Here is a 6,280-nt window from a genome sequence, read left to right as displayed (position 1 = left end):
CCCCCTCAAGATGAGATTTCCCAATTAGTAAGACCCCTTGAAGACGACGAGGTTGATAGGCCTGGGGTGGAAGTGCAGCAATGCATGGAGCTGACAGGTACTAATCGGTCGAGGGCTTATCCAAAAACAACTCCAAAAAGTGGCGTCAGGCTGAACAAGCCGATCTGAGCACTTGAGGAGACTAAAACGCAAAGCACGTTTCGTATCCAGTTTTCAGGTGATCAAACATCTGAACACGTTTGGTGGCGATGGCGGAGGGGTTCCACGCGTACCCATCCCGAACACGACCGTTAAGCCCTCCAGCGCCGATGGTACTTGGACCGAAGGGTCCTGGGAGAGTAGGACGTTGCCAAGCAACTAAGAAAGAGCACTACCGTATGAAGCGGTGGTGCTCTTTTTGTATGCTCTAATACAAATTGATGCAAATCTGCAGGTATTTCCGAACGTTTGTGCCCCGAAGAGCGAAAAGGATGCAAAAGTGCAGGAATTTTCGGCCTTTTTCTTGAGGGGAGCCCCAGCAACAAAAAAAACCTGCAGATTTGCAGGAATATCGCACAGAGGGGCTTAACTCCCATAAATTCCTGCAGATTTGCAGGAATTTGTGTTCCAGGCAGGATCAAAAAGCCAGAAGCCTCGTTTTCGTTACCGCCTTTGTTTTTGCACCTTCGGAAGCCTGGAGGAATATTTTGACCGCAGGGCGCTCACACTGAAGATAAGAGTGCCCCCTTGGCAAAAGCATAATTTATGGTATAATGAGATTAAAGTCAAAGAAAGTCAAAGTCAATCCAATGCAAGAAAGTCAATACAGATAGTCATACCAGATAGAACTGCTTTAAATAATGGAGGATGGGTCATGCGTAATATCTCCGACATCATTGAAAAATATCTCAAAAGTATCTTGCATGAAAGCCCGGAAGGGGCGATTGAAATTCAGCGCAATGATCTGGCCGATAAGTTCAGCTGCGTGCCGTCACAGATTAACTATGTAATCAGTACGCGGTTTACGGTGGAAAAGGGATATTTGGTGGAGAGTAAACGCGGCGGCGGCGGGTACGTACGCATCAGGCGGATCGAATTGCCGGGTGCCAACAGCCTGCACACGTACCTCCACCAGATGATAAGTGAAGAGATCGGCCAGACGGCGGCGGAAGGACTTATTTATCAACTGGAAGAGGCCCGTTTTTTAAGCAGCAGGGAAGCGGCGCTGATGAGGGCCGCGATTTCCAGGGAAGTGCTGATGGTGAAACTGCCTTACCGGGACCAGATTCGCGCCAGAATTATGAAGGCAATGCTGATCTCTTTACTTGGCTAACTTTACCCGGCTAACGGCAGCATGCAATAAAACCAAGGCAATCCATTGTTGGAGGAGGGACAACTATGCAATGCCAAGAATGCGGTAAACGCCCTGCCACATTACATTTCACAAAAATCGTCAACGGCGAGAAAACGGAGTTTCATATCTGTGAGGCATGTGCGCGGGAGAAGGGAGAGATGATCCCGGGCACGAGCGGAGGCTTCTCGATCCATAATCTGCTCTCGGGATTAATGGAATTTCAGCCAGGTATTCACGGGCCGGCAGCAGCGGCGAAACCGAAGGAGAGTATCCGTTGTGAAGAATGCGGTCTGACGTATTCCCAGTTCAGCAAAATCGGACGCTTTGGCTGCAGTTCCTGCTACAAATATTTTAACGACCGCTTGGATCCCTTGTTCAAAAGAGTACACGGCAACACGGTCCATGTAGGGAAAGTGCCGAAACGGGCCGGCGGCCATCTCCAGGTCAAGCGGAAGCTCGATGACCTCCGCCGCGAGTTGCAGTACCGGATTTTGCAGGAAGAGTTTGAAGAAGCAGCCGCGCTTCGGGATCAAATTCGCGAGATTGAGAAGCAAATTTCCGCAGAGTAGGGGGAGTGCAGAATGCCTGATCTTCGTTTTACACAGCAACCTTTAAGCGAATGGATGAGCCGGGGCGGCAAGGAATCGGAGATTGTGATCAGTACCCGCGTGCGCATTGCCCGCAACCTGGTTCATCATCCTTTCCCGATGCTGGCGACCAACCAGCAGTCCGAAGAGGTGCTTAGGCTGCTGCAGGACGCTTTAAGCGATGAGCGTTTGCAGAGCTACGGCAAGCTGCATCCGGTGCTTCTGGCGGATTTGGAGGAGCTCGACAAGAAGATTTTGGTGGAGAAGCATCTGATCAGTCCGAACCTGGCGGGGGAATCCCGGAAAGGTGCCGCTTTCATCAGCGAGGACGAAAGCTTAAGCATCATGGTCAATGAAGAGGACCATTTACGGATTCAATGTCTGTATCCGGGCCTTCAAGTCCAGGAAGCTTGGGAAAAAGCGACGGCCATCGACGATATTTTTGAAGATCATGTCGATTATGCGTTTGACGCCAACCGGGGCTTTTTGACCAGCTGTCCGACGAATGTGGGGACGGGGCTTCGGGCTTCGGTCATGATGCATCTGCCTGCCCTGGTGCTGACGCAGCAGATTAACCGGATACTCTCGGCCGTGTCGCAAGTGGGATTGACGGTCCGGGGAATTTACGGTGAAGGCAGTGAAGCGATGGGCAACTTGTTTCAAATCTCAAATCAGATTACACTAGGACAAAGCGAGGCAGAAATTATTGAGAATTTGTACGGCGTTGTCATGCAAATTATCGAACATGAGAAGAACGCCCGCAACAAGCTGCTTACCGAATCCCGGCTGCGGATGACCGACAGGGTGATGCGATCGTACGGGATTTTGTCCCATGCGTCCATAATGGATTCGAAGGAAGCGGCACAGCGGCTATCGGATGTTCGGCTTGGTGTGGATGTCGGGTTAATAGATAATGTGTCCCCCCAAGTGCTCAATGAACTTAACGTCATGACCCAGCCCGGCTTTTTACAAAAGATGTTCGGCGAGAATCTGTCGCCTGGGGAGCGGGATATGTACCGCGCCAAGCTGATTCGCGAAAAAGTGGGTAAATAACTGAAGCGGACTTAATTTATGGAGGTGCAAAAGACATGATGTTTGGAAGATTTACGGAACGTGCCCAAAAAGTGCTGGCCTTGGCTCAGGAAGAAGCTGTCAGACTGGGGCACAACAATATCGGAACGGAGCATATTTTGCTTGGACTCATTCGGGAAGGCGAAGGCATTGCTGCCAAAGCGCTCATCGGCTTGGGGTTGGGTCTGGAGAAAATCCAGGACGAAGTGGAAACGCTGATCGGTCGCGGTCAGGAGCAGCCTTCCAATATTGCATATACGCCGCGGGCGAAAAAAGTCATCGAACTCTCGATGGATGAAGCCCGGAAATTGGGCCATACCTATGTCGGCACCGAGCATATTTTGCTTGGTTTGATCCGGGAGGGCGAAGGTGTGGCTGCCCGCGTTCTGAACAACCTGGGCATCAGCCTGAACAAGGCACGTCAGCAAGTGCTTCAACTGCTCGGCAGCAGTGAAGCCGTCTCAAGCCACCATGGAACGCCCGCCAATGTAAATACACCGACCTTGGACAGCCTGGCCCGCGACTTGACGGCTTCTGCCAAGGAAGGCAATCTGGATCCGGTGATTGGGCGCAGCAAGGAAATCGAACGGGTAATTCAGGTGCTAAGCCGCCGGACGAAGAACAATCCGGTGCTGATCGGGGAACCGGGCGTCGGGAAAACCGCGATTGCCGAGGGGCTGGCCCAAAAGATCATCAACAACGAAATCCCGGAAACGCTCCGCGATAAACGGGTAATGACCCTGGATATGGGATCGGTGGTAGCCGGAACGAAATACCGCGGTGAATTCGAAGACCGCTTGAAAAAAATCATGGATGAAATCCGCCAGGCCGGAAATATCATCCTCTTCATCGACGAGTTGCACACCTTGATTGGTGCCGGCGGCGCGGAAGGCGCAATCGACGCCTCCAACATTCTGAAGCCGGCGTTGGCGCGCGGTGAACTGCAGTGCATCGGGGCAACGACGCTGGACGAATACCGGAAGTACATCGAGAAGGATGCCGCTCTGGAACGCCGGTTCCAACCGATTACGGTAGACCAGCCGTCGGTGGACGAAGCGATTCAAATCCTGCACGGACTGCGCGACCGTTACGAAGCGCATCACCGGGTGAAGATTACCGATGAAGCCATCGAGCAGGCAGTGAAGTTGTCGGACCGTTACATTCAGGACCGTTTCCTGCCGGATAAAGCGATCGACCTGATCGATGAGGCGGGCTCCAAGGTAAGGCTGAACTCCTACACGGTACCGCCGAATTTGAAGCAGCTGGAGAACCGTTTGGAGGATATCCGCAAGGAGAAGGACGCCGCGGTGCAAAGTCAGGAATTCGAAAAAGCCGCCGCCTTGCGCGACACGGAACAAAAGATCCGCGAAGAGTTGGATATCACGAAGAATCAGTGGAAAGAAAAGCAGGGCCGGACGGACTCCGAGGTGACGCCGGAGGATATCGCTCAGGTCGTGGCCAGCTGGACGGGAATTCCGGTCAGCAAGCTGAAGGAAGAAGAGACCGAGCGCCTGCTGAATATGGAGCAGATTCTGCATGAACGCGTCATCGGCCAGGATGAAGCCGTCAAGGCTGTCAGCCGGGCGATCCGCCGGGCGCGTGCCGGCCTGAAGGATCCGAAACGCCCGATGGGCTCATTCATTTTCCTCGGCCCAACCGGGGTGGGTAAAACCGAGTTGGCCCGGGCCCTCGCCGAATCGATGTTCGGCGACGAGAATGCCGTGATCCGCATCGACATGTCGGAATACATGGAGAAGCATTCCACGGCCCGTCTCGTAGGCGCGCCTCCGGGATACGTTGGCTATGAGGAAGGCGGCCAACTGACCGAGAAAGTACGCCGCAAACCGTACTCCGTCGTTCTTCTCGATGAAATTGAAAAGGCGCATCCGGAAGTGTTCAACATTCTCCTGCAAGTGCTGGAGGATGGCCGTTTGACCGACTCCAAGGGCAGAGTCGTCGACTTCCGCAATACGCTGATCATTCTGACCTCCAATGTGGGGGCCGAAGCGATCAAGCGGAATACGCGGTTGGGCTTTACCGCCGTGGATGACGCCGGAGCGGATTACGACAACATGAAGGGCAAAGTGATGGAAGAGTTGAAGAAAAGCTTCCGTCCGGAATTCCTCAATCGGATCGATGAAATCATCGTTTTCCACTCGCTCGAGGAAGCTCATATCGGTCAAATCGTCACCCTCATGTCCGAGGAGCTGCGCAAGCGGCTGCGGGAGTATGACGTCGACTTCGTGCTGACCGACAAAGCCAAAGCCTTCCTGGCCAAGGAAGGGTTCGACCCGGCTTACGGGGCGCGGCCGCTCCGCCGGGCGATCCAGAAGCATATCGAAGACCGTCTGTCCGAGGAACTGCTGACCGGTCACGTGAAGAAGGGCGACTCGCTCACGATTGACGAGCTGGATGGCTCGCTGACCGTGGAGAAAACCGGGACTTTTTCGAAAACGCCTAACGTATGAATGTGATGTCCTTACGGACCTGCAATCGCTGCAGGTCCGTTTTTGATTTCGAAAACGTACAGGAAAGAAGGGCCTTTTTGACGAAATAGTAGGTAGAAATCAAGGAGGCTTGTTTCAAGTGAGAGAAACGATTCTTTTGGTAGATGATGAGAAAGAAATTATCAAGCTCATGGAAATTTACATGCGGAATGAAGGTTACCGTCTATTAACGGCTTCGGACGGCTTGGAAGCACTGGAGCTGCTGCATTCTCACGATGTGGATTTGATTATCCTGGATGTGATGATGCCGAGGCTCGACGGGCTTGAAGCCTGCATGCGCATTCGCGAAGCGCGCGATACACCGATCATTATGTTGTCCGCCAAGAGTCAGGACATGGATAAAATCGCCGGGCTCAGCATCGGGGCGGACGATTATGTTACCAAGCCGTTCAATCCGTTGGAGCTGATCGCACGGGTCAAGTCGCAGCTTCGGCGCTACAACCGGTTTGCCAGACAAGCCTGGCCCCCTGCCCAGGACGAAATTGTGATCGACGATCTGGTGATCAATACCGCCATGCACAAAGTAACCGTGGATCAGCGGGAAATCAAGTTGACACCGCGCGAATTTGAGGTGCTTAAGCTGTTGGCCGTCAATCGCGGCATCGTGCTGAGCATGGACCGCATCTATGAGGAGGTCTGGAAGGAACAATATATGGAGTCGAAAAATACAGTCATGGTGCACATCCGCAGACTGCGCGAAAAAATCGAACGGGATCCGCAGAACCCCAGCTTCATAAAAACGATATGGGGTATCGGTTACAAGATGGAAGCCGATTGAAAAG

5 protein-coding genes and 2 rRNA genes are annotated in these 6,280 nt (G+C 53.0%); all 7 read left to right on the top strand.

The annotated features are described in order from the left end of the window. A 23S ribosomal RNA gene (locus tag V4U88_RS24060) occupies positions 1-124 on the top strand; the annotation flags it as partial. A 114-nt stretch (positions 125-238) separates the two neighbouring features. Beyond that, positions 239-355, top strand: a 5S ribosomal RNA gene (gene rrf, locus V4U88_RS24055). A 498-nt stretch (positions 356-853) separates the two neighbouring features. Next, positions 854-1,312, top strand: coding sequence for a CtsR family transcriptional regulator (locus tag V4U88_RS24050; RefSeq protein ID WP_334075739.1), 459 nt, complete (start codon positions 854-856; stop codon positions 1,310-1,312). Positions 1,313-1,377: 65 nt separating this feature from the next. Then, the gene (locus V4U88_RS24045; RefSeq protein WP_334075738.1) at positions 1,378-1,902 is read left to right on the top strand and encodes a UvrB/UvrC motif-containing protein; all 525 of its coding nucleotides are present in this window, start codon (positions 1,378-1,380) and stop codon (positions 1,900-1,902) included. Positions 1,903-1,914: 12 nt separating this feature from the next. Next, complete coding sequence (locus V4U88_RS24040) at positions 1,915-2,973, top strand: protein arginine kinase (protein WP_334075737.1); 1,059 nt, start codon at positions 1,915-1,917, stop codon at positions 2,971-2,973. 35 nt (positions 2,974-3,008) lie between these two features. Then, a complete protein-coding gene (gene clpC, locus V4U88_RS24035) occupies positions 3,009-5,459 on the top strand; it encodes an ATP-dependent protease ATP-binding subunit ClpC (protein WP_334075736.1) in 2,451 nt (816 codons plus the stop codon). A gap of 118 nt (positions 5,460-5,577) precedes the next feature. Next, positions 5,578-6,276 (top strand): response regulator transcription factor, encoded by a 699-nt coding sequence (locus tag V4U88_RS24030; RefSeq protein ID WP_334075735.1) that lies wholly within the window; start codon positions 5,578-5,580, stop codon positions 6,274-6,276. The last annotated feature ends 4 nt before the right edge of the window (positions 6,277-6,280 follow it).

This window comes from Paenibacillus sp. A14 (assembly GCF_036864815.1).
Taxonomy (GTDB): Bacteria; Bacillota; Bacilli; order Paenibacillales; family Paenibacillaceae; genus Fontibacillus; species Fontibacillus sanfengchensis.
The sequence above is the reverse complement of the archived record's forward strand: the minus strand, read 5'-3'. Positions and strand labels throughout refer to the sequence as shown.